Below are 24,272 nucleotides of genomic sequence, written 5' to 3'. Positions count from 1 at the left end.
GCTCCGCTATGCGCGACGAAGGACAAACCTAAATACGAAACGGTGGTGTACTTTTGCTCCGGCCAAAACCGAACAAATGGTGCACTATTGTTCCGGCGAATGGTGCAGTTTTAGTCCGGCGTTGACACGCCCCCCTTGCCGTTTCTTCCCGAAGAATGGCATGGGCGCGAAGTTCTCATTTTTGCGGCTTGCTTCACTGGTGCGATCAAGGATGGAGAAAAGGCCATGGCTGGCCTGCGCTCGCTGGGGACGCCGATTGCAGATGTCATTTCGCCCCACGCATTTGTCGATTGGCAGGCTGCGTTTGATCCACTTCTTACACCCGGCGCGCGAAACTACTGGAAAAGCCACGACTTCGACGCGCTGCCCTCAGACGCCATTCAAGCATTGCTTGACGGTATCGCAACGCTGCCCGACCCGGCCTGCGAAGTATTCATCGCGCATATCGGCGGCGCGATGGCGCGTGTAGCAGTCAATGAGACAGCCTATCCTCAAAGATCATCACATTTTATCATGAACGTGCACACGCGTTGGGAAGACCCCGCCAAAGACAAAGACTGTATTGAGTGGGCGCGGGCGCTTTATGATCGAATGAAGCCGTATTCGACCGGAAGCGCCTATGTGAACTTCATGCCGGAAGATGAAGAAAGACCTGTGACAAGTGCCTATGGTGACAATGGTCCTCGCCTGTCGCAGATCAAGGGCAAATACGACCCGGGCAACTTCTTCCGGCTAAATCACAACATCTTGCCTACCTGAAAAAGGACAGCAGGAAAACTTGCCTATGCCCGCGAACTGACTCCCTTTGTGTCTTCCGCATGGAAGATGGCTTGGTTGTGGAGGGTATAGGCTGTTTTCCGGAGAGGACGGATTAATGGACTATTTCGATCTCGGAATATATTCTCGGAAAGTTACCACATCGTCAGACGAAGCGCAGCGTTGGTTCGACCGAGGGTTGACCTGGACCTACGCTTACAATCACGAAGAAGCTATTGTTTGCTTTCAGAAAGCGCTGGCTACCGACCCCTTATGCGCAATGGCGCATTGGGGGATCGCCTATTGCATCGGACCCAACTACAACAAGCCTTGGGAAACATTCGAGGAAGAAGAAAAACCCGATTGCATCGAGTTGGCAAAATCTTCGATCGAAAGGGCAACCGCGCTTCTGGACCGGCTGACACCTGTTGAGCGCGCCCTGATCCGGGCGATCCCGGCGCGTTATCCGGCCTCATCGGACATTGAAGATTTCAGTCCCTGGAACGATGCCTTCGCAGACGCAATGCGAAAGGTTCACACCGAATTCAGCCAGGACCTCGATGTAAGCGCTGTGCTGGCCGAAGCGATCATGAACCGGACTCCCTGGCAACTCTGGGACCTGCCGACCGGAGAGCCAGCCGAAGGAGCGGACACGCTGGAAGCGATCGAGGTGCTTGAAACAGCACTAGACACCCTTGAGGGGGCGTGGAAGCACGCTGGCCTCCTGCACATGTACATTCATCTCATGGAAATGTCCCCACATCCCGAGCGCGCCTTGCGCCATGGTGATGCACTTAGCACGTTGGTGCCAGACGCCGGTCACCTTCTTCATATGCCGACGCATATTGACGTTCTTTGCGGCGATTACATGAACGTGGTTTTGCGCAACGAAGCTGCTATCTTGGCCGACCGGAAATTCCTCGAACGCGAGGGACCCGACAATTTCTATTCCGTCTATCGGTGTCACAACTATCACTTCAAAATTTACGGCGCGATGTTCCTTGGACAGCCTTCCGCCGCGCTAGAAGCGGCAGAAGAGCTCATCGAAACTTTGCCCTCAGAGACGCTGCGTCCCATGGCCGACTGGTTCGAAGGCTTTGTTCCTATGAAACAACATGTCCTGATCAGGTTCGGACGTTGGCAGGACATCCTTGATCAAGAACTTCCTGCTGACGAAGAGCTGTACAGCGTGACAACCGCCATGATGAGGTATGCACGAACGGTTGCCTTGGCCAACCTGCACAGAACTTCGGATGCCGAGATTGAAAAAGCAGAATTCTACGACGCATTAGGCAGGGTTCCGGAGAGTCGAATGCTTTTCAACAACACTTGCCGGGACATTCTGAATGTTGCGGAACAAATGATGCTCGGTGAACTTGCCTATCACAAGGGAGAACACGAAATTGCATTTGCCCATCTTCGAAAATCTGTCGAGATTGACGACAACCTTCCTTACGATGAGCCCTGGGGATGGATGCAACCCACGCGCCACGCGCTTGGTGCGCTCCTGCTTGAGCAGGGTCGATTGCAGGAGGCCGAGGCGGTTTACCGTGCGGATCTGGGTCTGGATGCAACGCTGAGTCGCGCGTGTCAGCACCCCGGCAATGTCTGGAGCCTGCACGGCCTTCACGAATGTCTATCACGGCGGGGCGAAACAATCGAAGTGGCCCACATAAAACTACAATTGGACAAGGCCGTAGCCCGCGCCGACGTGCCGATCAAAGCATCATGTTATTGCAGGCAGAGGGCATTGGCGGCGCGGTAACCCCTCGACAGGCACTGTATCGGGCCAAATCGAAGTAGGTTCGTCTTACAGAACCTAAGCTCGACGCTGCCAAGTCGTATGTCGGGCGCATGGGGGCATTGATCTGCTGGGGAAAAGGGAACGATCTCTACCCAAGCTGGGATTGCCCCAATTGCGGACCCACTGGATGGAATGGGGCAAGATGCATCATTTGCGGTCATCTCAACGATGATTGAAGCGGGGAGGTCGGAACAATAGATGCCAAAACCATTCTGCACTCCTGACCCGGTCTATGATTGTGTGCAGCGAAATGTGTAGTAAAGTCGCCTGCTCTTGACCTGAACGTCTGGGTGATTTCTGATTTATTGTTATTTTACAGATGCTTGCTATACTTTATTCTGGAATAAAGTGGTGCCCGGGGGCGGAATCGAACCACCGACACGAGGATTTTCAATCCACTGCTCTACCCCTGAGCTACCCGGGCATCGGAACGACGTTTGTCGTTGGGTGGAGGCCTTCTATGACGTGCCACAGGCAGTGTCCAGAGGCTTTTTCAGGTTTTTTTTAATGCGGACGATCTGGTGCTTTTTCTTCTGTGGTAACGTCGACATCAAGATCCTCTGGATCGTTGGATGGCAGACCGTAAGACCCATTCAGCCACTTGGCCAGATCCAGATCCGCGCAGCGTTTTGAACAGAACGGGCGGTACTTCGAAACCCTGTCGGCATCACAGATCGGACAACTCATTTTAGTGCCTCGGACAAGACCACGCGACCGCGTTTGCGTTGCAACTCAAAATGACCCAACGGAGTCCAACCGACTAGATTTGTCTCTTCCGGGTCTGCGCGAAAGGCAGCGCGGAGTGAGGTTTCAAACCCGCGGCGGTCCTTCTTTGGCATTGGGGCCAGATCCAGTGTGATCTGTCCGCCCAGGCCACGGACGCGCAGTGCACGGGGCAGGACCTTGGCACAAGCAAAATTGGCCTTTTGCCCTGCCGCCATTGAGGTGTCGCTGCCGGTGTTGACGTCCACTGCGATGAGGGCGCGGGTTGGTTCGATGAAGAGGTAACCGCCGCCGGGCAGGGGCTCAACGATGCCTTGTGCCTCGTCCAACGCGTCCAGCACGCCGTGGTCTTCGAAACCGCCAGGGTCGGTGACCACTTCGGCAGGATCCGTCCAGTCACGCCATGCCAGTGTGTGGGGGCCGTCGCCTTCGACCAGGCTGGCAATGTCCTGGCTGTCGTCGGACATCACTCGGGACGCCATTTCGACCATCTCGGCGATGTCCTCGGCGATGTTGTCTTCGTCCGCGCCCGCACAGGACGAGCGGATGATCAGGCCATACCCCGACTCGCCCATTTCACCATGGGCGATTTCCAGCAGGCGGTCGCGTTCGTCTTCGTCCCGGATGCTGCGCGAGATGTTCAAGCCGGGCGCATCGGGCGTGACAATGGCGTAGCGGCTTTTGAACAGAACCTTCGTGGTCACCGGAATGGCCTTGCCGGGTTCGGCATAGCCGGTAACTTGCACCAGCAGAATCGCGCCGGGAGCCAAGCCCTTGACCTGGCGCAGGAATGCGGGGCCATCAGGTGTTGTCAGGAACATACCGCCCTGGCCCTTGACCGGGCGGTCGGCGCGGGCACGATAGATCGTGCCGGGGGCAGGCGCGTCGCCTGCGATCAGGAAGTCTTCGAGTTTGCCGTCCACCATCAGCGCCGCCGCCTGGCGGTTATTGAGGTGGTCCAGAACGATGGTGCGGCCCTTCATGTGCGCTCCTGATACAAGGGGTATCCTGCGGCCTGCAGCAGGCCTGCGGTTTCCGAGAGTGGCAAGCCCACGATACTCGTGAACGAGCCGCTGATCCATGGGATGAACGCCCCGGCGGGCCCTTGGATCGCGTAACCGCCGGCCTTGCCCTGCCAATCGCCGGTGGCGAGGTATGCGTTGATTTCAACGTCCGAGAGGCGCTTGAGTTTGACCTGGCTGACCACGTCACGTTCCCACAGCTTGTCCCCGCGTCGCACGGCGACGGCAGTGATCACCCGGTGGCGGCGACCGGACAGCGCGTGCAGGAATTTGGCGGCTTCGCCTGCATCGGCGGGCTTGCCCATGATCCGGCGGCCAAGCGCCACGGTGGTGTCGGCACACAGCACGATGTCCTCTGGCGCGGCCTCGACCGCTTGCACCTTTTCACGCGCAATGCGGACGCAATAGGGACGCGGCAGTTCGGCCTTACGAGGATCTTCGTCGATGTCGGGGGGGCGGACGGCATCGGGCTGCACGCCAAGCTGGGCCAACAGGTCCAACCGTCGCGGGCTGCCCGATCCGAGAATGAACGCCATGTGGCTGGCGTTACTTGAAGCGGTAGTTGATCCGACCCTTGGTCAGATCGTAGGGGGTCATTTCGACCTGAACCTTGTCGCCGGCCAGAACACGGATGCGGTTCTTGCGCATCTTGCCTGCCGTATGTGCGATGATCTCATGGCCGTTTTCCAGCTCGACCCGAAACGTCGCATTCGGCAGGAGTTCCTTCACGACACCGGGAAATTCGAGCGTATCTTCCTTGGCCATGTTGTCTCCATCTTGATGTTGCACCCGCAGAATCCGCGGGCCGTGCGCTTAAATGAGCCTATTCCCCCCTTATTTCAAGGCCCCAATCGCTCAAACAAGGCTGTTTGTGACCGAATTGACCCGGCTGTCCTGTTCTTCCCAGTGGGTTCGGTTCAAAACCACGCCATCGGCACGCACATGGGCGACGGCATCCATATCAACCTCGGCATAGGTCCAACCCGGGTGGTTCAGGGTGCCTTCGGCCAGAACGCCGGTCATGGGAAAGCCTGTATCGGGCGGCCCGAATATGCCGCCCATACCTGTGTTCATGTCCACCGCTTCCGACCAGGGTGCTTCGCCCACCAGCGAGGCCATGGCGCTAACGCATTGGTTTTCCAAGGCCCGCGCCATTGCGCCGATCCGCACCCGCCAATAGCCGGACAAGGCCTCGGTACACGAGGGCACGAGGAGGATTTCGCACTCGCTCAGCGCGCGCCCCAGAAGAGGGAATTCGCTGTCGTAACAGATCAAGATGCCGATCTTGCCCAGTTCGGTTTCAAAGATCTGCAGGCCATCACCCGGCACCACGTTCCACGGATCGCGTTCGAACCGGGTCATGATCTGCTTGTCCTGATGGCCGCGTTTGCCGTTGGGGGCATAGAGCGTGGCGCGGTTCACAGGGCGGTCATAGCCGTCGTTCACCGGGGCAGATGCACCCAGGATGTAAACGCCGTGTTCCGCCGCCAGCTTCTGGTGCAGATCATGAACTGGCTCCATCCGGTCGGACACGGCGTGTAGCGACTGTTCCAGATCTGCGGCCACATTGGCGCCTGCAAGCGTACACAGTTCCATCGCGCCGTATTCCGGGAACACCAGCAAATCGGCGCCTTGCCCTGCGGCGTCGCTGACCCAATGGGCAATTTTGTCCTCGTACTGTGACCAACTGTCGAGCCAGTCGAGCGGATAGGCAGCAGTCGCGATCTTCATGTGGCTCTCTCTCCTCGTGCGATGCGCAGATTAAAGCCACGCCGCTTGTCCCGAGGCAATGGCAAAGCGGGCCACATCACGACAGGCGGATCGGAAAGCTTGAGCGGATTTCGGCATCAACTTCGGGCGCGATGTGATCCGGCTCAGGCGCGGCCAACAGTTCGGCGGTGCGTTGGCGGGCGCGTTCCAGAAGGCTGCGATCATCGGCTTCGGCCCATTCCTGCGGCGTGCGTCGGTCGGCAAGCGCGGGATAAAAATAATCCGATTGCATACGGTTCAGTGTCTGTTCGTGTCCCAGGAAATGACCGGGACCACCGACACAAAAGTCGCGGATGGTTTCCAAGGCCAGCGTCTCGGGCGTTACCTTGAACCCGCGTGTCGCGCGCATCAGCGAGCCGATCATGTCGTTGCCCAACACAAAGCTCTCCAGCGAACATCCCAACAGCGAGCCATACATGCCTGCCGCCTCATAGATCAGGTTGGCGCCTGCCAGCGAGGCAAGCAGTTCGGCGTACCCCTTCTCATACCCGGCTTGAAAATCCGGCATCTTGCTGTCGGTCATGCCCGCGCTGACGGCGCAGGGGATGTCATAGTACTGCGACATCTGTGCGCAGGCGGCCATCAGCAGGCCCTGTTCGGCGCTGCCACCCGACATCGCTCCGGTGCGCAGATCACTGACAAAGGGCAGGGCGCCAAATGTGGCGGGGTGGCCGGGGTTCAGCAGGTTCACATAGACTAGCCCCGCCAGCACCTCGGCGGTTTGCTGCGCCACCGCCCCGGCAAGCGGCGCGGGGCTGGTGGCGCCCGCCTGACCGGCCGAGACGAGTTTCAGCGGAATGCCATGTTGCGCGGCGCATTCGATGACGCCAAGCGCCTCTTCGGCGAAGGTGAGCGACGGGACGATGAAACAGGTGGACACGCAGATCGGAGGCCTGGAGCGCAGCGCGTCTCGCCCGCCAGCGATGATCGACAGCATCTCGACCGCTTCTTCCATGACATCGGGCGACCCGAACGAGGTGCCGGTGGGTTTTGCCGTCCCCTTGAGGCAAGCATAGGCGGTGTTCAGGTCCATCTCGCGCGGATTGGTCAGGTCACGGGCCACGACGGTACGCTGGAACATGTGCAGGTTGGGCAGCGCCTGCGCCAGCCGCGCCATGTCATAGAGGTCACGCAGGGTGGAATCGCGGATCTCGCAGGTTTCGCTGTCAACGATGTGGACCGCCGCGCCCGAGGTGCCAAAGTGGATGCGCGTATCAGATGGGTCGATGTCGAATTCGGGCCGCTGCCTGCGCCAACTGCGCGTTTCAACCTGCGGGCGCTGCGGCCCCCTGCGCGTTTTGGTCTGCTCATCTGGCGAACTCCTGGAAAAACCGGGCCACATCGGGAGCATCGGCCCATTGCAACAAGTGTTCATAATTGACCTCGGGCCAAGTGGTGATGCTGTGAAATTTGGCGGCGAGCACGCTTCGTGCTCATCGGGTTTTGTGGTGCACCTAGAGGATAGGCGCAGGTGGTCTCGATTACTTCGTCTGTGCGCAATTCAATGGTCAGATGATCAGGCTGTTCGGGGTCATAGTTCAGCTCGGGGTTTTGAGCTGGCTCTGCCGTCACGCGGGTGCATGTGATCAAGCGGTCAACCGGCTCTTGCTGCCAGAAACCTGCGGCACTGTCGGTCAGCGTCAACCCGCCGGTGACCAGCGCCTGCGCGATACAGGCCGGGGCGGAAAACAGCGCTTCGTTGCGGGTGGTGGGTCTGTCAAAGGGCAGGATCTTGTAATGAAAATCCGGCAGGCGCGCCCGGACCGAGGTGATCTGATCCAACCTGTTCAGCACCTTGCCGCGCAGATCCAACGCGGCGGTCATAAGGCGATGGGTATACCCGCAACTGGGCCAGGGCTTCAGAACAAGCCCGTACTCTTCCAAAGCCCAGGGGGTGCCCAGTTTTTCGGCCATATCATCGAACGGCTTTGGGTCGTGTTTCCCCATCAACCCGGCAAATCCGCGAGGGTGTTCGATCACCCTTGGTTGCCCTGTTGCCCCTTGCGCGGCCAGAACTGCGGTCTCGACCCCGACCCGCGCGGCGAACCCCGCTTGCAGCGGCTTGGCATTCGATCCGAATTGAACGGTATAACCGACAGCCTGCGACGTTGCGATCGCCATGGCATGGGCGATCTGGTCCCCATTCAGCCGCAATTGTCGGCCAACAGCTCCGGCCGCGCCAATGGCCTCCAGGGTCGTGGTAGAGTGAAACCCGCGCGCATAATGGTCGAGCGTGACAGCTTCACCCAAGTGCATGATGATTTCGCATCCCACGGCATAGGCCGCCAACATGTCCCGACCGGTTGCAGGCGTCAGATGCGCTGTGGCCAATAGGGCGGGGAGCAAAACAACTGTTGGATGGGTGTTTCCCGGCTCCTCCCAATCATCCAAATCCCAAGCATGCCCAGCAACTGCATTGACCAGCGCTGCGGACGAGGTCGGCAATGTTCTCGCCGTGCCAAACACGGGTGCGGTTCCTTGCCCCAATCGCCGATAGGCTGCGACGGTCTTCTGCGCAACCTCACTGTCCGCTCCTGCCGGAATGCAGCCAAAGCAATCGGCGACGGCAGGGCCCGCAACATCTCGCGCTGCAGTCGAAGGTGTGCCGTGGCGGCAAAACGGGCCAGGGACTGGACCTGCACGAACATTCCTTCCTTGATGCTCGGGTTCAGAGTGGCCCCCTTGAATTGTTCAAGAAAGGTGGAAATGGCGAATTTAATTAATTCACTGTTGGAATGATCATGGCCCGCAAACCTTTGCCGCTGCAACAGATCAACGCGTTCGAGGCGGCGGCGCGCCACCTTAGCTTTTCGCGGGCTGCGCAAGAGTTGAACGTGCAGCAGCCCGCGATCAGCCGACAGGTGGCCGCGCTTGAAGGGTGGCTTGGTATTGCGCTCTTTAGGCGCAGCAAGCCACGGCTGACTCTGACTGAAGAGGGGCACGTTCTGGCCAGTACCATTGCCAACGGATTTGACGCCATGCATGCCGGGTTCGAGGCGGTGCAATCGCGACGTCCGGGGGGTGAGATCGTGGTCAATGCGGCCATCGGTTTTACCAGTTTCTATCTGCTCCCCCGTTTGGCCGAGTTTCAGTCACTTCACCCCAACATCAAGGTGCAGGTGGTGACGCGGGACCAGAACCCGGACTATGAACTGAGCCAGTGTGATCTCGTGGTGGTGTTTGGCGAGTAGGGCGTGCCGGGCTTGCGCAGCGGACGGGTTTTTGACGAACGTATCGTCGCGGTCTGCCAACCGAGTGTCCTGCCAACCAACACGCCGTTTGACCTGTGCGCTCTGGCCGAACAGACGTTGCTGCACATGTCAGGACCGGCGCATTTCGGCGACTGGGACCGGTATTTCGATGGCACCGGCCTGCATGCGCCCAAACCACCCAAACATGACCGATACCTCAGCTACATGGTGTATCTCCGCGCAATCCAGAGCGGGTTGGGCGTGGGCATCGGGTGGCGGCCGATGATTGACGAATACCTGAACAGCGGATCCGTGGTTCTGGCTTGCGAACACGAGTGCAGGACGGCACGAGGGTACTTCTGCTCGATATCTGAACGCGCCAGAACGCGGCCGGTAGCCGAATTGTTTCTGAACTGGATTGCCTCGGCGGAGGTTTGACATCAATTCAGGCCGGTGGGTCCGCTGCGAGATGCCCTGGCAAACACGAAAAAGGGCGCGGATGATCCGCGCCCTCTTCTTGTGTCGTGGGGATTTATGCGACGTCGAACCGGTCGGCGTTCATCACCTTGGTCCAGGCTTCGACGAATTGCTGCACAAATACGGCCTCGCCGTCGCTGGAGCCATAGACCTCGGCCAGGGCGCGCAGTTGCGAGTTCGAGCCAAAGACCAAATCGGCGCGGGTGCCGGTCCATTTGATCTGGCCCGATGCGCGGTCCTTGCCGTCAAAGACGCGGCTGTCTTCGTCCGCAGCACTCCATTCGATGCCCGCATCCAGCAGGTTGAAGAAGAAGTCGTTCGACAGCTGGCCAGGCCGGTTGGTCAGCACGCCATGTGCCGAGCCGTCCCAGTTTGTGTCGAGCACACGCATACCGCCGATCAGCGCCGTCATTTCTGGTGCGGTCAGGGTCAAAAGCTGTGCTTTGTCGACCAGCAGTTCCTCGTCCGCGACGCTGAACCGGCCCTTGGTGTAGTTGCGGAAGCCATCGGCGATGGGTTCCAGAACGGCGATGGATTCGACATCCGTCTGTTCGGCACTGGCATCCGTGCGACCCGCGGTAAACGGCACCTCGACGTCGTTGCCAGCGGCCTTGGCGGCCTGTTCGATGGCAGCAGAGCCGCCCAGAACGATCAGATCCGCAAGCGAGACTTTCTTGCCGCCCGACTGAGCGCCGTTGAAGGCCGACTGCACGCCCTCAAGCGCCGACAGCACCTTGGCCAATTGCGCCGGGTTGTTGACCTCCCAATCCTTTTGCGGCTCCAGACGCACGCGCGCACCATTAGCACCGCCACGCTTGTCCGATCCACGGAAGGTCGAGGCCGAAGCCCAGGCTGCCGAGACCAACTCCGACACCGACAGGCCGGTTGCCAGGATCTGTTCCTTGAGTGCGGCCACGTCGCCTGCGTCCACCAGATCATGATCGACGGCGGGGACGTTGTCCTGCCACAACAGCTCTTCGGTCGGAACATCATCGCCCAGATACAGGCTGCGCGGGCCCATGTCGCGGTGGGTCAGCTTGAACCAGGCGCGGGCAAAGGCGTCGGCGAATTCATCCGGGTTCTCGTGGAACCGACGCGAGATCGGTTCAAGATCCGGGTGCATCCGCAGCGACATGTCGGCGGTGGTCATCATCGGCGCGTGGGTTTTCGACGGATCATGCGCGTCCACAACCATGTGCTCGGGCGCGACGTCCTTGGCTTGCCATTGCTGGGCACCCGCGGGGCTTTTGACCAGCTCCCACTCGTAGCCAAAGAGGACATCGAAATAGCCGTTGTCCCAAGTGGTTGGGTTCGGTTTCCAAGCGCCCTCGACGCCGCTGGTGGTGGTGTCACCACCCTTGCCGGTGCCAAAACCGTTCTTCCAGCCCAGGCCCATCTCTTCGATCGAGGCGCCTTCGGGTTCGGCGCCCACCAGATCGGGATCACCGGCACCGTGTGCCTTGCCGAACGTGTGACCACCGGCCACCAGGGCCACAGTCTCTTCGGGGTTCATCGCCATACGGCCAAAGGTGTCGATGACGTCATTGCCCGACAGAACCGGATCGGGGTTGCCATCGGGGCCTTCGGGGTTGACGTAGATCAGGCCCATCTGGACAGCGGCCAGCGGGTTTTCCAGATCACGCTCGCCCGAATAGCGGCTGTTTTCCTTGTCGGACGTGGCCAGCCATTCGGATTCGGCGCCCCAGTAGATGTCCTGCTCGGGTTCCCAGATGTCCGCACGACCACCGGCAAAGCCAAAGACCGGCCCGCCCATGGATTCGATGGCCACGTTCCCGGCCAGGATCATCAGGTCGGCCCAGGAAATCTTGTTGCCGTACTTCTGCTTGATCGGCCACAGCAGGCGGCGCGCCTTGTCCAGGTTGCCGTTGTCCGGCCAGCTGTTGAGCGGCGCAAACCGCTGGTTGCCGGTCGAACCGCCACCGCGGCCGTCTGCGGTACGATAGGTGCCCGCACTGTGCCACGCCATGCGGATGAACAAGCCGCCATAGTGGCCATAGTCCGCAGGCCACCAATCCTGGCTGTCAGTCATCAGGGCGGTCAGATCCGCCTTGAGCGCCTGAAGATCGAGCGATTTGAAAGCCTCGGCATAGTCGAAATCGGGGGTCATCGGGTTCGATTTCGACGAATGCTGATGCAGGATGTTCAGGTTCAACTGGTTGGGCCACCAGTCGCGGTTGCCGGTTCCACCTCGTGAGGTGTTCACGGGCGCGCCATGCATGACGGGGCATTTCCCTGCGCTGTTGTTTCCGTCCATTTTTGCTCTCCGATCGTGGCTTTGATGTTCAAAATAGCTGCGTGAATGCTGAAATTGGCGCACATAAATCCACCCGGTCGATTCTCGCGGTTTTCGCGGGAAATCAGGCGCGGGTGGATCGGATGTTTGCCTTCAACAGGTTGATTGTGAACGAAATAACCTCTCCCCGGATCAACCCGATTTCAACGCTTCGACTCCAAGCCTAGCGGACAAAATGGATTGGATAAAATTGTTTATCTTCATCGTTTCAATAGGATTTGATTATCGCTTTGCAATGCGATGACCGTCCAGGAAAGAAACCATGAAACATGCACCTTTGTCGGTTGGGACCAACGCGATTTCTGCACCATGCGCCTGCAGCAGATTGCGCACGATTGGCAGACCCATACCGGTGCCGCCCGTGTCACGACGCGAGGTGAAAAAGGGCTCAAACACATGCGCTTGGTTGCCGGGTGAAACACCCGGTCCATCGTCCGCAAAACGTATGGTCGGGGTTGTTCTTTCTTGCGTGACCTCAACAGTTAACCGCGTGGCCCTGTGCTGAGACGCATTGTCCAGCAGATGTGTCAGCACAATCTGAAGACCCTGGCCTGACAGCGGCAGGGCGATGTCACCGCCCCTGACAGTCAGGTCCAAGCCTGGATGCTGGATCTGCAGGTTTGCCAGGATGTCGTTCAGTCTGCAGCTGCCGTGATAGGCGGTTTCACGCGCTGCTGTGATGCGGTGCAACGCACTCAGCTGATCCTGCATCTGCTGCGCTGCGCCCTGGATCTGTGTGACCAATTGCCGGTCTTCCGGGTTCAGTTCCGGGTTGTCTTCTAGCAACTCGGCCGCGGCGCGGATGGCGGACACCGGGGTTTTCAGTTCGTGGGTGACGTGATCGGCAAAGGTGCGGATCGAGGCTTCACGCCGTTGCAGGGCCTGGGCCATGTCCAGCACGCTTTGACCCAAGCGATGCAATTCCTGCGTGCCGTAGTGTTCAAGCGGATCAGCGCCTTTGGATTGGCCCATACGCACGGCTTCGGCACGCCGAGACAGTTCGGAGACCGGGCGCAGTAGGAGGCGCACCAACAGAACGCCAAGTGCCAAGGTCGCCAACCCGATCACGATGGCCAAAAGCACAGCCGCGGGACGAAAGCCGATCTCGGGCCCCAAGTATCGCAGCACCACTAGCCCGACCAATGACAGTCCCAGAGTACCTACCAAAGCACCGCCAAGCACCAGCCACAGAGAGGGGCGCCATTTCCGGCTCATGCGGGCCACGGACGCAGGCGCAGGCCAACGCCATGCACGGTTTCCACGCCGTCGCTCCATCCGGCTTCGGCCAGTTTGCGGCGCAGGTTGCGCAGATGGCTGTCCAGCGTGCGGTCAGACACCGGGCTGCCCGTGCCATAAATGGCATCCGTCAGTTGCGATCGGGTGATGACATGGTCTGGGCGCTGGATCAGGGCGTGAAGGATCTGCGCCTCGGTTCGGGTCAGGGCGACAGGTGTTCCGTTGACGGCGCAATGGTGGCGGTCTGGGTCTAGCGTCAGGTCGCCGTGGCGATGAATAGTCGGCGTTGCCGCACGCTGGCTGCGTTTCAGGATTGTCTTTATTCGTGCCACCAGCTCGCGTGGACTGAACGGTTTGGTGACATAGTCATCCGCCCCCAGTTCCAGCCCCAGAATGCGGTCGATCTCGTCATCGCGGGCGGTCAGAAACAGGATGGGCACATCAGATGTCTGGCGCAGGCGGCGGCAGACCTCGAGCCCGTCAAGCTCGGGCAGCCCCACGTCGAGCACGATCAGGTTGGGGGCATCGCGAGTGGCCGCGACCAGCGCCTGTTGTCCGTTCGAGGCGGTTGCGACCTGATATCCGGCCCGGTTCAGGGTCAGAGTCAACAGCTCGCGCAGGCGCGGGTCGTCATCAACGACGAGGATGTTCATGGCTGACCTCTGCTTGATCGGCGGCGGGGTTCATGGCGGCGAGATTATCCAGCACCCGCCAGCTCCGAAAGCCCCAATCCCGCCAGCCTTGGATTTGCGGGGCGGTGATATCACATCCGGGGATGTCGTGCAGAGCCGCCGCAGCCATGGAGCCAAATTGGCAGGCGTAATAGGTGTCCACATTGCCCGTCCGGGACAGATTGGAGCGCACGATCAGATCCGCGAAGTTCACGAAAGCACAGGCATAGAGAACGCCCAGGCCCAAGGCGGAGCACCGCGCCAGCAGCCAGAGGTTGGACTTGGAGCGCCAGATTTGCCAGGCCACCAGCATCAGTCCGATGGCAACCACCCCCATCCAGATCGCGGCATGCACCCGCAGATAGGTCAGGCCGTAGACCGAGGTGTATAGTTCGAGCCGCAAAAGCGATGACAGGACCAATGCCACGTTCTGGGCCAGCCAAAGCATCAGCAGTGGTTTCAGCCAGCTTTTGGTGCCCAGATGAGGGTGCGCTGCCAGGGCAAACCCTCCGGCCAGTAACGCGGTGATCAACAACGGATAGGCGCCCCGGTGCGCATAGGTGGCGTAGCTCATCCCCTCGGGCAGGCTGGCCCCACCCCAAAGGTAGAGAGCATCGAGGGCGGTTTGTACGGCCAACAGCAGGTTGAATGTAACCAGCGCATTGCCGGTGCTGGTCTTGTTCACGCCCCAATTGTTCGGATAAAAAAGGCCCGAGAACGGCCCGGGTTTGCGGGGGTAGGTTTGGCGTTGCGGCGACAGGGGAACCAGCAACGGCCAGATCAAAAGCGCCATGCCGACCCAGAACAGCAAACGGCTGAGCGCTCTTTCAGGGTCGAGACTGCCCAGATGGATGGTGTTCGTCCAATGCAGCAAGATCGGGTTGGCCTCGATCAGCAGTGCAGCCAGAACCAACAGCCCGCCCAAAGGAAAGCCCCAGGCCCGCAGGACTGCGTGGATCCCGGAGGTCGCGCCCGGTTGCAGGCGCGGGGCGGCCACCCGGTGCCGTCTACTCCAAAGGTCGCGCGCGCCCCGCAGCGGCATCGAACGGAGAATAAGGCCACCGGTGCGGGCGATCTGGGCCAGCGTTGCCCTGTCCCCCAGGGCGACCCAGCCCAGGCTGCCCAAGAGCCCCAAGGTCAGAAAGACAATCGATAGCGCCTGCAGATGTTCCACTGCCGGAAGGCTGCCAACAGCCAGGAGAGAGGCGGGGCCAGACCAGTTCATCTTGGGTCTGCGCAAGACCCAGACCGCACCAAAGATGGCTGCTGCAAAGATGGCCAGCGACAGCCCCTTGGGGTGGTCGAAGAACAGAAAATCCGCGAGTGCGATCAATCCAAACAGCCCCGCCGACCAAGGCGTGCGCATAATGCCTGTGCTGCGCTCGGGGGCTTGTTCTGTTGTGTCATCCAGCCACCAGCTGTCTTGCTCAATCGACGCAGGAAGCCCGCGGATTTCCAATATGTGTGCCATGTCCCTTGCCCCTTTTTTGTTGGCTTGGGATCGTCATGACAGACGCGGGTGCAGGTCCCGCGCAGCAGTTGTGCAGAATTCGTGCAGATCAGAGCGGGCGCGTGAAGAGCTGGCCGAAATCTGGTCGCGGATCAGACACGCCGCTCAGGCGCAGCATGTGCCAAGCCAGCGCCTGATTGCTTGAGACCACCGGGACGCCAGCCTGTGCCTCGGCCTGGGGGATGATGTCGAGACAGCGCAGGTTGGTGCAGGAGATCACCACCGCATCGCACTCCGCATCTTTTGTGACCGTATCAACAGCGCTCAGAATGGCCTTTGGCGTGATCCGGGCCACCACACGGTCATCGCTTTCCTCGAAAGAGCCAAAGCTGACAATGGTGTTTCCCGCCTCTTCCAGTTTGCTGCGCATCTTTGCCGAAACCTCTGGAAGATAGGGCGTGATGAACCCCAACCGGGTTGCCCCGAGCGCCTTGCAAGCTGCAATGATGGCGCTGAGCGGATCGGTGACCTGCGCCTCGGGGCGGGCAGATTGGATAGCCTCGCGCACGCCGTCGGGCCCGATCACGGTCGAGGCCGACGTGCAGCCATAGCCGATCACATCGAATTTCAGCGACGATGGAAACAGGTTGGCAGAGGCCGGTAGATCTGCTGCCATCTTTTGCAGGGTCTCGGGGCGGATTTCGGGCACCATCGGGATGCGATTGTGATAGAGTGCCACGCCTGGCTCGCGCGTCATCCGCGCGAACTCCTGCTCCAGCGTCTCGTCGGTTTCCAGCACCACGACGCCCAGGTTGGCCCGTGTCCCGATCCCCGCATCCGTGTCGAATGACAGCTTCATCACTTTCCCCTCAGATCACTGGTAACTCAGGTGCAGCGCGTCGGCTCAGCAAGCGCGGTGCGCCGTCCTGGATCACCAGGTTTTCTTCGTGCACCATGGTGCGACCATCACCGTAGCTGAGTGAAGGCTCCAGCGTGATCACCATACCCTCTTGCAGGGCAGTGTCGTCAAATTCCGCGTGCGAGGGCCATTCTGTCAGTTGCATACCCAGCCCATGCCCCAGGCGCCCCACATTGGCGTCCTGATCGTCGAGTTCCGCGATCACCGCACGCATTGCGTGGAACAGTTCGCGGCAAGTGGTGCCGGGGCGGGCAACGTTCAAACCGGCCTCGGTTGCGCGCCAGAGCACGTCATAGGCGTGGCGGGATGCATCGTCGGCGCGCCCAATCGCAAAGTTGCGGTCGAAATCGCAGAAATAGCCATCGAATGTGGCACCGGTATCCAGCATCAGGACGTCGCCCGTCTGCAAAGGCCGGCGCGAGGGCGGAGAGATCACGTCGTGATAGCCCCTCTGCTCGGCACCGCCCACAAGATAGGGCACATCATCCGCGCCGATCGACAGCGCGCTGCGGCGGAAGGCGCGAAATACATCCTCGAGCGGCGTGCCCTCACGTGCGAACTCTGGGACAGTGTCAAACGTGTCCGAACCGATGGCGCAGATATGGGCGAGCTTGGCGATCTCGGCCTCGGATTTCACCATCCGCAACTGGCGGATCAGGCTGGTCGCATCTTTCACGCGAATGTCCGGCAGGCCTGCCATCAGGCGTTCATAGTCGCCAAGTGGCATCCGCAAGCCGGTTTCGTGACCCTTCAGGATGCCCAATGTCTGCCGGGATGCGTTCAACGGCCCCAGCAGATCGTGCAGCAGCGAAATGCCATCATCATCCGGGTTCGGAGCATCCCAAGTTCGAATGTCGCGCACCCAGGTTCGCCCCATCAGGTCGGCGCCGATGCCGGGGATCACGGCCACCGGCTCCCCTGAGCGGGGTAGATACAGGAACCACGGACGGGTGGGGCTTTGCCAGAACAGAGTTTGAAAACCGCTGAAATAGCGCACTTCGGGTTCGCTGAGCAGCAAGATACCGTCAAAACCGTGTTGCGCCATCAGGGCCTGCGCCTTGGTCAGACGGGTTTCGAATTCGGATCGTTCAAAGCCGCGTGCGGGCACCTCAGGCATCGTGGCCCTCCATGATGCGGGCATAAATCTCGGGGTCGGTGACACCCTCGGAGCCGATCAGCAGAACGCGTGAGGTTTCATTCAACCCAAGCGCGGCCTTTAGGCTATCGGTCTGACACGCGGCAATCACGGCGGCCAGACCGGCGACGGCACTTTCGCCTGCTTCGATCAGGTCTTCTCCATTCTGCGGGCGGGCCAGCATGCGGACGGTTGGGGCGACAATGCTGTCCGGAATGGTGAGGTAGTCGCTGGCCTCTTGGCTCAGGATCTCCCACGCCATGGGGGACGGCTCGCCGCAGCTTAGGCCAGCCATGATGGTCTCTTCCTGAATGGCGAAGTTTGTGGCGGCCCCGGCTTTGGCGCTTTCGTAAAGGCACGCGGCCAGTTCGGGTTCAACCACGGCCACGCGAGGGGTGTCCGCACCCCAATACTGGCGCAGGCCTGCGGCAACCGAGGCGGCCAGACCGCCAACGCCACCTTGCAGGAACACATGCGTGGGGGCTTGATCCATCGCCTCGCAGGCTTCGCGCGTCATCACGCCATAGCCGGCCATCACATCGCGCGGTGGCTCGGTGTAGCCGGGCCATGAGGTGTCGGACACCACGTACCAGCCGTTCTGTTCGGCCTCTTCGCGCGCCAAGGCGACCGAGGCGTCATAGTCGCCGGTGATGCGGATGATCTCGGCTCCCAACTCGCGCATGGCCAAGGCGCGGCCTTCGCTGACTTCGGCGTGGATGTAGATACGGCAGGGCGCGCCCAGGCGTTGGCAGCCCCAGGCCAGCGAGCGGCCGTGGTTGCCGTCGGTGGCCGACACCAGCGTGATCTTGGCGCAGTCATCGCGGTACTCGCCAGCGCTGATATCGGCGAGTGTCACCTCGGCCCCCAAACGCTCGGACAGAACCCTTTGCAGCACGCGCATAGCGGCATAAGACCCGCCGAGCGCCTTGAAACTGCCCAGGCCGAACCGCGGGCCTTCGTGTTTGTAGTGGATCGCGCCGAGGCCCAGTTCCGATGCCAGTCCATCCAACGATGCGAGCGGTGTTTCAGTATATCCGGGCCAGCTGGTGATCTCTGTCACAGCGCGCGAAAAATCCTCGGGGGACAACACGCGGGTTGCCGCATCGCCGGTTTCGGGCATGCGATGGACGTGGTGCAGTGTGGCGGTCTGATAAGGGGTCATCGGGGTCAGTCCTGTCGTTGTGGCAGCCGGTCACGAACCAGCTGCGCCCATAGGTTTGCGCCAATCGGCAGCAGGGCGTCGTTGAAATCATAATCCGCCGAATGCAGCGGTTGGCCGTTGCGCCCTTCGGTCCCGTTGCCCAGGAGGAGAAAACACCCGGGCACGGCCGCTGCAAAATGGGCGAAATCTTCGGAAAAGCTCATCGGGGTGCGATCAGGGGTCGTGTTGAGGCCTTGTGCTCGAGCGGCCTGAACAACGCTTTCGGTAGGGCCGGGGGTATTGATGGTTTCGACAAACTCGGTGTTGAACGAGACGTCGATCTGCACGTCATGGGCGGTGGCGATCCCCGCCGCGATCCGGCGCATGTGGCGTTCGATGTCGGCGCGATCTTGTGGCGAACGTGCTCGCGCGTCACCCTTGAGCGTCGCGTGACCGGGCAAGACATTGCGCTGCCCGTCGGTCAGAAACTCAGTGACGGACACCACGGCACCGGCCCCCGGCGCCAGTTTGCGCGAAACGATGGTTTGCAGCGCCTGCACCAGTTCCGCGCCCACGGTTATCGCGTCCACGCCTGCCTGTGGCATCGAAGCATGACCGCCCTGACCGGTGATGGTCAGTTCAAACAGGCTCTCGGACGAACAGATCAACCCGGGCCGGGTCGAGACCTGACCCACTGGCGCGCCGGGCAGGTTGTGGATGGCGTAGACCTCTTCGATGGGAAACCGCTCCAGTACGCCTTCGTCGATCATGGCTTGTGCGCCCAACCCGTGTTCTTCGTTGGGTTGGAAGAGAAAAACAACGGTGCCGTCAAAGTCAGGATCGGCGGCCAGAGTTTCGGCAGCCCCAAGCAACATGGACATATGTCCGTCGTGCCCACAGGCATGCATGACACCGGGGGTTTCAGATGCATAACCGAGGCCTGAGATTTCCGTGATCGGCAGCGCGTCCATGTCGGCCCGCAGCCCAATGGCGCGATTGCCCGTGCCTGCGCGCAAGATACCGACGATGCCCACGCCCTCATGCACCTCAAGCCCGAGCGACCTAAGGTGATCGGCGACGCGGGCCTTGGTGCGCTCTTCTTGAAACCCCAACTCAGGGCTGCGGTGAAAGTCGTGTCTCAGGTTGATCAGGGCATCGGGGGAGGGGGGCATTGTCTTGTTCTCCGCGTAGGTGACGCGAGTATCCATCGAAGATCGGTTTATTGAGCGTCAGAGTTTACCTGTGTGGTGACGAAAATAATTGCCATCTTGGAGAAATGATACGAAATTCGGAGCATGGATGAAAAAGACAAACAGATCCTTCAGCTGGTGCAAAGCAACGCACGGCTGACGGCCGAGGTGATCAGCCAGGACGTGGGGCTGTCCCCTGCAGCCGTGCAGAAGCGGTTGAAAAAGCTGCGGGAAACCGGGGTGATCGAGCGCGAGATCGCGGTTGTGTCGCCGGCCAAAGCGGGGCGCGAGTTGACCATCATTGTCGAGGTCATTCTGGAGCGCGAGAATCTGGCACGGCTTGACGCTTTCAAGCGGCGTATCCGGGCCGCGGAGTGCGTGCAGCAATGTTACTACACTACGGGAGAGGCGGATTTTGTACTGATCCTGACTGTGGCGGACATCAAGGAATATGAGCGCTTCACCCAGGAACATTTCTTTGAGCAATCCAACATCAGCCGCTTCAAAACCTCGATCGTGATGGACCGGGTCAAGGTGTCGTTGGATGTGGTTTGACAGGGCAGAGGGGGCGCGGTCCCCGTCGCTGCGCGCCTCCCCCGGAGTATTTGGAAAAGGGTGAAGGGATGGGGCCTATTGGCAGGCGGCCATGAGGCGATAGACGATCTGGGCGGTGGTGAAATCCCAGGCGGCGTTGCCGTCGGGGGCCAGTTCCACCACGTCGAAGCCTATGCATTTACGACCCTTGAGGGCGTGTTCAACCAGATGCAGCGCCTGGTAGTAGCCCAGGCCCCCAGGAACGGGCGTGCCAGTTGCGGGCATCAGGCTGGGGTCGAGGCCATCGACATCGAAGCTGACATAGACCAGCTCCGGAAAGTCATCGGGCAGGTCGACGGCGTGGGTGTTGTGTGTCACCAGCTCTTCGGCGTCTTTGAAGAACACGCCATTGGCGGAGCGGCTGTCGACCTCTTGCTGGCATAGGGCGCGGACGCCGAATTGGGCCAATTTGATGCCGTCCTCGGCCAGCAGGTGCATGACGCTGGCGTGGGAGTGTTTTTCGCCCTGATAGGCCACGCGCAGGTCAGCATGGGCATCGATCTGTACGATGCCGACGGGTTTACCCAGCGCGCGGGCGACTCCAGTCACGGCGCCATAGGACAGGGAGTGTTCGCCGCCCAGAGTGACGGGCACTTTGCCTGCGTTGATCGCGGCCTCGGTGCGCTGCGCCAGCCGTTCCATCACTTCAGGCAAAGGGCCAGTGCAGTCGAGCGGAGCCTCGGTAAAAATGCCGTCGGCGCAGGGTTCGGCTGTGCCCACGATGCGTTCCAGCTCGTTGCTGGCCTCGATGATTGCAGCGGGGCCATTGGCGGTGCCCGAGCCGTAGGAGACCGTGCGCTCCAATGGCACGGGGATCACATGGAAGCGGGCGGTTTCGGTGCGCTCAGTCTCAGACAGTTCGCTGTCTAGGAAAATGCTCATGAGAGTCTGTCCTTAAAGTCGTCATAGCCGAACTGCTTGATGATTTTCAGTTCGTCGGTGTCGCTGTTCCACTGGGCGATTGTGGGCAGCGGGACGCCGTTGAAGGTGTTGGTCTTGACCATCGAATAATGCGCCTGATCAAGGAAGGCAAAACGCTGGCCGATGTCCAGCGGCGCATCCCAGGTGTAGTCACCGATCACATCACCTGCCAGGCAGGACGGCCCGCCCAAGCGATAGGTGTGGCCTGTCTCGGCCTCGTCCATCAGGGCAGGGCGATAGGGGGCCTCGATCACGTCGGGCATGTGGCAGGTGGCCGAGATATCGGTGATGGCCAGGTTCATCCCGTTGGTCGGCAGGTCGAGGATCTCGCCCACCAGGATGCCTGCGTCCAGCGCAACGGCTTCGCCGGGTTCCAGATAGACCTCGACGCCGTGTTTCTTGCGGATGGTCTTGATGAAATCGACCAAAGCATCGCGGTCATAGTCGCCGCGGGTGATATGGTGCCCGCCGCCGAAGTTGAGCCATTTCAACTCAGCCAAATAGGGCGCGAGTTTGGGTTCGACCGCCGTCCAGGTGCGCTGCAATGGCTCGAACCCTTGTTCGCAGAGCGTGTGCATATGCAGCCCATCGACGCCTTGCATCGCCTCGGGTGTTAGCTGTGACACAGGGGTGCCCAGACGTGAGCAGGGCGCGCAGGGGTCGTATTTCGGGATCTCACCTTCGGAGTGTTCGGGGTTGATCCGCAAGCCGACCTGAACGCCTGCGGCTTGTGCCTTGGCGAGAAAGCGGTTCTTTTGCGCGGGGCTGTTGAAGATTATGTGATCCGACAGGCTCAGGATCTCATCGATGTCCTGATCCTTGTACCCGGCACAGAAGGTGGCGACCTCTCCTCCGTATTCTTCGCGCCCCAAGCGGGCCTCGAAGATGCCAGAGGCGCAGGTACCGCCCAGGTGTTGGCGTACCAGTGGGGCAAGCGCGAACATCGAGAAGGCTTTCAGCGCGCTCAGAACATGTGCGCCCGAGCGATTGGCGACATCCGACAAGATGCTCAGGTTTTGTTCCACCGCCTTTTCGTCGACGACGAAACAGGGAGAGGGGACCCGGCTCAGGTCAAAGTCGCGAAAGGCGCCGGCATCGCCGGCTTGTGTGGTCATGATGTCGGACATTGCGTGCTCATTTTGCAACCGGGACGTTTCAAAGGGGTCTATTGGGCGGAGTACTGGTTTCTGGCCCTTTGCGGCAAGCCTTTTGCCTGCGGGTGGATCAAGCCTTTTTCAATCGCTGTCGTCGCCGCTCTGCGCTTTGAACTCCAGGATCATATTGTAGGCTCGCTGCGCAAGGTTGGACACGCGCAAGAGTTCCGCACCCGAAAAGCTGTGCGCCTTTTTCCATTGACCGCTGGGGTCACGGAAGCTGCGCGTGATATCGACGGAATAAAAATTTCCCTTGGGACCGGAGGTCTTCCAGATTTTGGCTTTGATCAGGCCATCGGTAATTGTGGCAAAGGGTTCGTTGGACATGGGATGCTCCGCTATTTCTGAAACAAGAACCGTACGCGCGTTCAGCGTCGAAGGTCTGTGAAGTTGCCGTAAATTTGCCACCGAACAATCGCGTTCGATGTCGGTTTCGTCAACGACGAAGCAAGGCAAGGCGAGGTGACTTAAGTTGAAGCGGTCTAAAGCGCCCGTCCGCCAGAACCTGCCCAAAGGCAATTCCCCAGTGTGACGGGTGGGCGCTGTGCACCCACCCGCAATCAGGCGTTTCGCGTTGTGCTCAGAACTCGACCGGGCCGTCAAGCTCATGAACTTGCCAGGGCAGGCCGTGTTCATTGAGCATGTCCATAAAGTTGTCGGGGTCCAGCTGTTCCATGTTCCAGACGCCGGGTTCAACCCAGTTGCCTTTCAGCACCTGAGCCGCACCGATCATGGCCGGGACGCCGGTGGTGTAGCTGACGGCCTGGCTGCCAACCTCGGCGTAGCATTCTTCGTGGTCGCAGATGTTGTAGATGTAATATGTCTTCTCGCCCGAGCCGTCCTTGGCCTGACCCGTGGCGATGTCGCCGATGCAGGCTTTGCCCTTGGTTTCCGCGCCCAAATCGCCGGGGTCGGGCAGCAGGGTTTTCAGGAACTGGATCGGGATGATTTGCTTGCCGTCGTGCATCACCGGATCGATCCGGGTCATGCCGACGTTTTCCAGCACCTTGGCGTGCATGATGTAGGCATCGCCAAAGGTCATCCAGAAACGGGCGCGCTCGATCTCGGGGAAGTGGGTCGAGAGCGATTCCAGTTCCTCGTGATACATCTGGTACATGTTCTTGACGCCGATGGCCGGGAAATCGAATTCGACCTTGGTGGTCATCGCCGGGCTGGTATGCCACGCGCCGTTTTCCCAATGACGCACCTCGGCCAGAACCTCGCGCAGGTTGATCTCGGGGTTGAAGTTGGTGGCGAACTCCTGATCGTTGGAGCCGCCATTGGCGTCCAGCACGTCGATCTGACGGATGGTCTCCAACTTGTGTTTCTTGAGCCAGGTGGCGAAGACCGATGTCACGCCCGGATCAAAACCCGAGCCCAGGATCGCGGTCAGGCCAGCCTCTTTGAAGCGGTCCTGATAGGCCCACTGCCAGTGGTATTCAAACTTGGCCACATCTTCGGGCTCATAGTTTGCGGTATCCAGATAGTGACAGCCCGCTTCCAAGCAGGCATCCATCAGCACGAGATCTTGATAGGGCAGGGCCAAGTTGACCAGCAGTTCAGCACCGGTTTCCTTGATTAGCGCAACTGTGTCGGCGACCTTATAAGCGTCCAATTCAGCGGTCTTGATCTCGACGCCTACACGTTCTTTGACAGCGGCAGCAATCGCATCGCATTTCGACTTGGTTCGGCTTGCCAGCGTGATCTCGGTAAAGATATCGCTATTCATCGCCATTTTGTGCACTGCGGCGTGGGATACGCCCCCTGCACCGACAACCAGTGTCTTACCCATGCGCAAATCTCC

At 60.2% G+C, this 24,272-nt stretch carries 24 protein-coding genes and 1 tRNA gene; 5 read left to right on the top strand and 20 right to left on the bottom strand.

From position 1 onward, the window contains the following. Window positions 1-225 precede the first annotated feature (225 nt). Window positions 226-759 (top strand): FAD-binding oxidoreductase, encoded by a 534-nt coding sequence (locus TRM7615_RS23535; protein WP_235824197.1) that lies wholly within the window; start codon window positions 226-228, stop codon window positions 757-759. Window positions 760-874: 115 nt separating this feature from the next. Next, window positions 875-2,521: a tetratricopeptide repeat protein gene (locus TRM7615_RS23530; protein WP_108792376.1), complete on the top strand. Its 1,647-nt coding sequence runs from the start codon at window positions 875-877 to the stop codon at window positions 2,519-2,521. Window positions 2,522-2,909: 388 nt separating this feature from the next. Here TRM7615_RS23530 and TRM7615_RS23525 read toward each other — a convergent pair. The 8 genes from TRM7615_RS23525 to TRM7615_RS23490 all read right to left on the bottom strand — a co-directional run bounded on the left by TRM7615_RS23525 (window position 2,910) and on the right by TRM7615_RS23490 (window position 8,763). Beyond that, window positions 2,910-2,984: transfer RNA gene (locus TRM7615_RS23525), tRNA-Phe, on the bottom strand. An 80-nt stretch (window positions 2,985-3,064) separates the two neighbouring features. Next, a complete protein-coding gene (locus tag TRM7615_RS23520) occupies window positions 3,065-3,247 on the bottom strand; it encodes a DNA gyrase inhibitor YacG (protein ID WP_108792374.1) in 183 nt (60 codons plus the stop codon). Beyond that, window positions 3,244-4,266: a ribonuclease E/G gene (locus tag TRM7615_RS23515; protein WP_108792372.1), complete on the bottom strand. Its 1,023-nt coding sequence runs from the start codon at window positions 4,264-4,266 to the stop codon at window positions 3,244-3,246. The genes TRM7615_RS23520 and TRM7615_RS23515 overlap by 4 nt, the downstream gene beginning before the upstream one ends. Next, complete coding sequence (locus TRM7615_RS23510) at window positions 4,263-4,841, bottom strand: Maf family protein (RefSeq protein WP_108792370.1); 579 nt, start codon at window positions 4,839-4,841, stop codon at window positions 4,263-4,265. Before TRM7615_RS23510 ends, TRM7615_RS23515 begins: the two co-directional genes overlap by 4 nt. Window positions 4,842-4,851: 10 nt before the next feature. Beyond that, entirely contained in the window at window positions 4,852-5,070 is a 219-nt protein-coding gene (gene infA / locus TRM7615_RS23505; protein ID WP_005978431.1) for a translation initiation factor IF-1, read from the bottom strand. A gap of 90 nt (window positions 5,071-5,160) precedes the next feature. Further along, entirely contained in the window at window positions 5,161-6,036 is an 876-nt protein-coding gene (locus tag TRM7615_RS23500) for a carbon-nitrogen hydrolase family protein (RefSeq protein WP_108792368.1), read from the bottom strand. Between the two features lie 76 nt (window positions 6,037-6,112). Beyond that, on the bottom strand, window positions 6,113-7,450 hold the full coding sequence (locus tag TRM7615_RS23495) for a trimethylamine methyltransferase family protein (RefSeq protein WP_108792366.1): 1,338 nt from the start codon (window positions 7,448-7,450) through the stop codon (window positions 6,113-6,115). Next, window positions 7,447-8,763, bottom strand: coding sequence for an MmgE/PrpD family protein (locus tag TRM7615_RS23490; RefSeq protein WP_108792364.1), 1,317 nt, complete (start codon window positions 8,761-8,763; stop codon window positions 7,447-7,449). Before TRM7615_RS23490 ends, TRM7615_RS23495 begins: the two co-directional genes overlap by 4 nt. A 53-nt stretch (window positions 8,764-8,816) precedes the next feature. On the opposite strand from TRM7615_RS23490, the gene TRM7615_RS23485 reads away from it, so the two are divergent. Together TRM7615_RS23485 and TRM7615_RS23480 are read left to right on the top strand one after the other, a co-directional pair. Beyond that, window positions 8,817-9,266: a LysR family transcriptional regulator gene (locus TRM7615_RS23485; protein ID WP_165821518.1), complete on the top strand. Its 450-nt coding sequence runs from the start codon at window positions 8,817-8,819 to the stop codon at window positions 9,264-9,266. 3 nt (window positions 9,267-9,269) lie between these two features. Further along, the gene (locus tag TRM7615_RS23480; protein WP_108792360.1) at window positions 9,270-9,704 is read left to right on the top strand and encodes a LysR substrate-binding domain-containing protein; all 435 of its coding nucleotides are present in this window, start codon (window positions 9,270-9,272) and stop codon (window positions 9,702-9,704) included. Between the two features lie 94 nt (window positions 9,705-9,798). On the opposite strand, the gene katG is transcribed toward TRM7615_RS23480, so the two are convergent. The 8 genes from katG to TRM7615_RS23440 all read right to left on the bottom strand — a co-directional run bounded on the left by katG (window position 9,799) and on the right by TRM7615_RS23440 (window position 19,781). Further along, window positions 9,799-12,018 (bottom strand): catalase/peroxidase HPI, encoded by a 2,220-nt coding sequence (gene katG, locus TRM7615_RS23475; RefSeq protein WP_108792358.1) that lies wholly within the window; start codon window positions 12,016-12,018, stop codon window positions 9,799-9,801. A 261-nt stretch (window positions 12,019-12,279) separates the two neighbouring features. Next, window positions 12,280-13,272, bottom strand: a complete 993-nt coding sequence (locus TRM7615_RS23470) for a sensor histidine kinase (protein ID WP_108792384.1) — start codon at window positions 13,270-13,272, stop codon at window positions 12,280-12,282. Then, window positions 13,269-13,946, bottom strand: a complete 678-nt coding sequence (locus TRM7615_RS23465; RefSeq protein WP_108792356.1) for a response regulator transcription factor — start codon at window positions 13,944-13,946, stop codon at window positions 13,269-13,271. Before TRM7615_RS23465 ends, TRM7615_RS23470 begins: the two co-directional genes overlap by 4 nt. Then, window positions 13,927-15,435, bottom strand: coding sequence for a DUF4153 domain-containing protein (locus TRM7615_RS23460; RefSeq protein ID WP_108792354.1), 1,509 nt, complete (start codon window positions 15,433-15,435; stop codon window positions 13,927-13,929). The genes TRM7615_RS23465 and TRM7615_RS23460 overlap by 20 nt, the downstream gene beginning before the upstream one ends. Before the next feature lie 88 nt (window positions 15,436-15,523). After that, window positions 15,524-16,273, bottom strand: a complete 750-nt coding sequence (locus TRM7615_RS23455) for a maleate cis-trans isomerase family protein (protein WP_108792352.1) — start codon at window positions 16,271-16,273, stop codon at window positions 15,524-15,526. A gap of 10 nt (window positions 16,274-16,283) precedes the next feature. Next, window positions 16,284-17,450 (bottom strand): M24 family metallopeptidase, encoded by a 1,167-nt coding sequence (locus tag TRM7615_RS23450; protein ID WP_108792350.1) that lies wholly within the window; start codon window positions 17,448-17,450, stop codon window positions 16,284-16,286. Then, window positions 17,443-18,630 (bottom strand): diaminopropionate ammonia-lyase, encoded by a 1,188-nt coding sequence (locus TRM7615_RS23445; RefSeq protein ID WP_222850555.1) that lies wholly within the window; start codon window positions 18,628-18,630, stop codon window positions 17,443-17,445. Before TRM7615_RS23445 ends, TRM7615_RS23450 begins: the two co-directional genes overlap by 8 nt. 5 nt (window positions 18,631-18,635) lie before the next feature. Continuing rightward, window positions 18,636-19,781, bottom strand: coding sequence for an amidohydrolase (locus tag TRM7615_RS23440; protein WP_108792348.1), 1,146 nt, complete (start codon window positions 19,779-19,781; stop codon window positions 18,636-18,638). A 123-nt stretch (window positions 19,782-19,904) separates the two neighbouring features. Here TRM7615_RS23440 and TRM7615_RS23435 point away from each other — a divergent pair, with 123 nt between their 5' ends. Next, complete coding sequence (locus TRM7615_RS23435) at window positions 19,905-20,354, top strand: Lrp/AsnC family transcriptional regulator (protein WP_108792346.1); 450 nt, start codon at window positions 19,905-19,907, stop codon at window positions 20,352-20,354. Window positions 20,355-20,429: 75 nt separating this feature from the next. On the opposite strand, the gene speB is transcribed toward TRM7615_RS23435, so the two are convergent. From speB to TRM7615_RS23415, 4 genes are all read right to left on the bottom strand, one after another. Next, window positions 20,430-21,275 (bottom strand): agmatinase, encoded by an 846-nt coding sequence (gene speB / locus TRM7615_RS23430; RefSeq protein ID WP_108792344.1) that lies wholly within the window; start codon window positions 21,273-21,275, stop codon window positions 20,430-20,432. Continuing rightward, entirely contained in the window at window positions 21,272-22,441 is a 1,170-nt protein-coding gene (gene nspC / locus TRM7615_RS23425; protein ID WP_108792342.1) for a carboxynorspermidine decarboxylase, read from the bottom strand. The genes speB and nspC overlap by 4 nt, the downstream gene beginning before the upstream one ends. 108 nt (window positions 22,442-22,549) lie before the next feature. Then, entirely contained in the window at window positions 22,550-23,104 is a 555-nt protein-coding gene (locus TRM7615_RS25390; RefSeq protein WP_165821517.1) for a hypothetical protein, read from the bottom strand. Beyond that, window positions 23,049-24,260 carry a saccharopine dehydrogenase family protein gene (locus TRM7615_RS23415; protein WP_108792338.1) on the bottom strand — a complete coding sequence of 404 codons (1,212 nt, stop codon included), beginning with the start codon at window positions 24,258-24,260 and terminating at the stop codon, window positions 23,049-23,051. The genes TRM7615_RS25390 and TRM7615_RS23415 overlap by 56 nt, the downstream gene beginning before the upstream one ends. Between the last annotated feature and the right edge of the window lie 12 nt (window positions 24,261-24,272).

It is taken from the genome of Falsiruegeria mediterranea M17 (assembly GCF_900302455.1).
GTDB classification, from domain to species: Bacteria; Pseudomonadota; Alphaproteobacteria; order Rhodobacterales; family Rhodobacteraceae; genus Falsiruegeria; species Falsiruegeria mediterranea.
This window is presented reverse-complemented; position numbering and strand designations above follow the sequence as displayed.

Excerpts from the sequence above, each read along its gene's own strand:
- TRM7615_RS23500 (WP_108792368.1), bottom strand. The coding sequence starts at position 6,036 with ATGAAGATCGCGACTGCTGCCTATCCGCTCGACTGGCTCGACAGTTGG.
- TRM7615_RS23515 (WP_108792372.1), bottom strand. The coding sequence starts at position 4,266 with ATGAAGGGCCGCACCATCGTTCTGGACCACCTCAATAACCGCCAGGCG.
- TRM7615_RS23460 (WP_108792354.1), bottom strand. The coding sequence starts at position 15,435 with ATGGCACACATATTGGAAATCCGCGGGCTTCCTGCGTCGATTGAGCAA.
- katG (WP_108792358.1), bottom strand. The coding sequence starts at position 12,018 with ATGGACGGAAACAACAGCGCAGGGAAATGCCCCGTCATGCATGGCGCG.
- TRM7615_RS23455 (WP_108792352.1), bottom strand. The coding sequence starts at position 16,273 with ATGAAGCTGTCATTCGACACGGATGCGGGGATCGGGACACGGGCCAAC.
- TRM7615_RS25390 (WP_165821517.1), bottom strand. The coding sequence starts at position 23,104 with ATGAACACGGCCTGCCCTGGCAAGTTCATGAGCTTGACGGCCCGGTCG.
- TRM7615_RS23495 (WP_108792366.1), bottom strand. The coding sequence starts at position 7,450 with ATGAACACTTGTTGCAATGGGCCGATGCTCCCGATGTGGCCCGGTTTT.
- TRM7615_RS23435 (WP_108792346.1), top strand. The coding sequence starts at position 19,905 with ATGGATGAAAAAGACAAACAGATCCTTCAGCTGGTGCAAAGCAACGCA.
- TRM7615_RS23520 (WP_108792374.1), bottom strand. The coding sequence starts at position 3,247 with ATGAGTTGTCCGATCTGTGATGCCGACAGGGTTTCGAAGTACCGCCCG.
- TRM7615_RS23485 (WP_165821518.1), top strand. The coding sequence starts at position 8,817 with ATGGCCCGCAAACCTTTGCCGCTGCAACAGATCAACGCGTTCGAGGCG.
- TRM7615_RS23510 (WP_108792370.1), bottom strand. The coding sequence starts at position 4,841 with ATGGCGTTCATTCTCGGATCGGGCAGCCCGCGACGGTTGGACCTGTTG.
- infA (WP_005978431.1), bottom strand. The coding sequence starts at position 5,070 with ATGGCCAAGGAAGATACGCTCGAATTTCCCGGTGTCGTGAAGGAACTC.
- TRM7615_RS23530 (WP_108792376.1), top strand. The coding sequence starts at position 875 with ATGGACTATTTCGATCTCGGAATATATTCTCGGAAAGTTACCACATCG.
- TRM7615_RS23445 (WP_222850555.1), bottom strand. The coding sequence starts at position 18,630 with ATGACCCCTTATCAGACCGCCACACTGCACCACGTCCATCGCATGCCC.
- TRM7615_RS23415 (WP_108792338.1), bottom strand. The coding sequence starts at position 24,260 with ATGGGTAAGACACTGGTTGTCGGTGCAGGGGGCGTATCCCACGCCGCA.
- TRM7615_RS23470 (WP_108792384.1), bottom strand. The coding sequence starts at position 13,272 with ATGAGCCGGAAATGGCGCCCCTCTCTGTGGCTGGTGCTTGGCGGTGCT.
- TRM7615_RS23440 (WP_108792348.1), bottom strand. The coding sequence starts at position 19,781 with ATGCCCCCCTCCCCCGATGCCCTGATCAACCTGAGACACGACTTTCAC.
- TRM7615_RS23450 (WP_108792350.1), bottom strand. The coding sequence starts at position 17,450 with ATGCCTGAGGTGCCCGCACGCGGCTTTGAACGATCCGAATTCGAAACC.
- TRM7615_RS23535 (WP_235824197.1), top strand. The coding sequence starts at position 226 with ATGGCTGGCCTGCGCTCGCTGGGGACGCCGATTGCAGATGTCATTTCG.
- TRM7615_RS23465 (WP_108792356.1), bottom strand. The coding sequence starts at position 13,946 with ATGAACATCCTCGTCGTTGATGACGACCCGCGCCTGCGCGAGCTGTTG.
- nspC (WP_108792342.1), bottom strand. The coding sequence starts at position 22,441 with ATGTCCGACATCATGACCACACAAGCCGGCGATGCCGGCGCCTTTCGC.
- speB (WP_108792344.1), bottom strand. The coding sequence starts at position 21,275 with ATGAGCATTTTCCTAGACAGCGAACTGTCTGAGACTGAGCGCACCGAA.